Source organism: Bacillus sp. JJ664, from assembly GCF_036962205.1.
GTDB lineage: Bacteria > Bacillota > Bacilli > Bacillales > Bacillaceae_G > Gottfriedia.
The window spans coordinates 1-2,451 of the sequence record NZ_JBALMS010000191.1; the positions used below are offsets into that span (position 1 = coordinate 1).

General features: G+C 31.6%; 4 protein-coding genes. All 4 read right to left on the minus strand.

Features of this window, described 5'->3' with window-relative positions; genetic code table 11:
* Positions 1 to 33: 33 nt before the first annotated feature.
* Positions 34 to 330, minus strand: a complete 297-nt coding sequence (locus tag V7056_RS19935) for a hypothetical protein (protein WP_499704130.1) — start codon at positions 328 to 330, stop codon at positions 34 to 36.
* A 185-nt stretch (positions 331 to 515) separates the two neighbouring features.
* The gene (locus V7056_RS19940) at positions 516 to 1,550 is read right to left on the minus strand and encodes a serine hydrolase domain-containing protein (RefSeq protein ID WP_499704131.1); all 1,035 of its coding nucleotides are present in this window, start codon (positions 1,548 to 1,550) and stop codon (positions 516 to 518) included.
* 200 nt (positions 1,551 to 1,750) lie between these two features.
* Positions 1,751 to 2,110, minus strand: a complete 360-nt coding sequence (locus V7056_RS19945) for a nuclear transport factor 2 family protein (RefSeq protein WP_499704132.1) — start codon at positions 2,108 to 2,110, stop codon at positions 1,751 to 1,753.
* 139 nt (positions 2,111 to 2,249) lie between these two features.
* On the minus strand, positions 2,250 to 2,451 hold a 202-nt coding region (locus V7056_RS19950; RefSeq protein WP_499704133.1), incomplete at its 5' end, for a hypothetical protein.

Genomic DNA, 2,451 nt, shown 5'->3' on the forward strand with positions numbered 1-2,451 from the left:
CTTTGGTGTTATACAACTAAAGCTCCAGTTAGTTCAACAACGTTCAATAGTATGTAATCCTTGTTCCTTAGCATATTCGTTTATTTGTCCGATAAATTTGTCTCTATAAATTGCAGTAGAACTTGGAATAGTTCTAGGAGTATCAACGGTTGGAAAAGTATATTCAGGAAAAATAATAAAATTATTTAAATCCATTTTTTTTATGATATACTCATTGCACTCGTACTCGCCATTCCTGATATGGTCATTTGTTATAAAATAAATTATTCCTTCATAAAAATCCTGATAAGTAATTTCAGTTTCTAAAAAACCTTCAATGACACTATCCACTTATAAATCAAACTCCTTAATTTACTAGTTGTATTCATGTCCTAATTTTATCATTTCTTAAACAACTAAACTTTCATTTACTTCAATAAAAAAACGAGTTGCAAGCAACTCGCGATCTTCAACTAACACGCCAGTTAGTTGAACAAGATTATTCGTTATATACATAGCTCATTTTACTACTGTCTTCACTTAAGGGGTTTAATCTTTGTCAATTCTTCTTCAATTCCGTTCATAATATCAAACGCTCCTGCTGACTTATTTGAGCATACTACAACTTTGAAAGATGAGTTGGGAAAATAAGCAGAATGAAAGCTAACTCCAGGATCATAGCCCATTACATGGTACTTAGTGATACTCTTTTCATTTTTCTTAATCCATATACCATAACCATAAAAACTACCTTCTTTAACTTGGGTGTGAGCTGTTAATAACTGATTGGTAAATGCCACCTTTAATAGTTTGTAGTTCATAAGGGCATCCCATAATTTCATCATATCATTAGCTGTAACATATGCTCCACCATCCGGTCCACCTTTAGCTGGTAATGAATAGATATTTGTTTTCCATGTACCATCTGAATTATCAATATAACCTAATGCTGTCCTTTCAGGAAGAGAATCAAACTCAAAGTACCCTGAATCCATCATGCCAGCTATATTAAAGATATGTGCATCAATGTAGTCAGTAAAGGAAACCCCACTTAATTGTTCTACAACTAAACCTAGCAATATATAACCTGCATTATTATAGTGAAACCGCTCTCCCAATTTTGATTTCATATGCTCATTTTGAAAAAGTGGTAAAAAGTCTCTCGAACGCCTAATGTGATACATAGGGTGGTTGATCCATAGTTCCTCAAAATCATCCATGACTTCTTCATCAAAATAATCAGGTATTCCAGAAGTATGCGTCAGTAAATGATGGATGGTTATCCTTTCATCCCAATTCGGAAAATTTATATCAAGACATTCAATTAAAGTAGAATCAAACGAAAGTTTTCCTTTTTCCACAAGCTGACATATTGCTATTGAAGTAAAGAGCTTACATCCCGAGGCTATGCCATATCTGGTCGATGTCAGGTTTTTTAAACATTCGGATCGATTGGCATAACCAAAGCTTAAATCTAATAAAATTCTTTCATCATCTTTCACGAATGCTGTACCTGAAAAATGATTATTATTTTGGATATTTGATATTCTTTGTGAAATATTTATGTTCATTTTCATCTAATTCCTTTAAGTTTTTTGTTTTATTAATGGTATTAATTTCCACTTTCATAATTACTATATTCCACAATAAATGATAGAAACCTTTTTAATTCACCAATGCTGCCAATTACTTGCTTCAATAAAAAAGAAAAGCCAAGGGCTTTTCTCACTCTTCAACTAACGCGCCAGTTAGTTACATAAGATTATAGTAATTATGATTTTGTTATTGTGCCTTGGTGGAAAAACATTTGCCATCTACCATCGATAAATTTCCAAATTGAACTACGCAAAGTATTCTGCATTCTGGTTTCATCTTTTATATAATAAGTCGCCAACACTGTATCTTCTGATAAAGGATATATTTCAAACTCAGAAAGTGTCATTTTCAATACACTAAGGCCATCATCACCAACAAAATCCTTTTTATACCAAACATTCCCCGAACTTCCAAATTCAAAAAAATTGTCTGCAAGTAACTTGTCTACTTCTACTGGTTTTGTCCGAGTTTCAGGCGCTATCAACTGTTGCTCTAACTCTTGTAAATGCTTTTTCAATTCTAATTGATTATTCATGCTATCCCTCCGTAAATCAAAATTCCATATGCTTTAATAAATCCCTTCTTCTACTAACCTTCTATTTACCATAATAAAAAAAGATATTTGCGACTCGTGATCTAGTTCAATTAATGCATGCGTTAGTTCAATTAAAAGTTTATTTTAATTGAAATGACCGAATTATAAAGAAGGCTAATGTAGTTAAAAGGAAAAATAAAAATAAAAATAGTGGGAATTCCCATATTCCTAGTAAACTATTTTCCCCATATGCAACAATTACATCATTCAAGCTACCATAGGAAAAAAATAAAAGCATTTCATTTTTTAAAAAGTTTATCATTAATGAAGAATTTTTATAT

Bases quoted from the DNA above. Each gene is read 5' to 3' on its own strand.
- V7056_RS19940 (WP_499704131.1), bottom strand. From the start codon at position 1,550: ATGAACATAAATATTTCACAAAGAATATCAAATATCCAAAATAATAAT.
- V7056_RS19945 (WP_499704132.1), bottom strand. From the start codon at position 2,110: ATGAATAATCAATTAGAATTGAAAAAGCATTTACAAGAGTTAGAGCAA.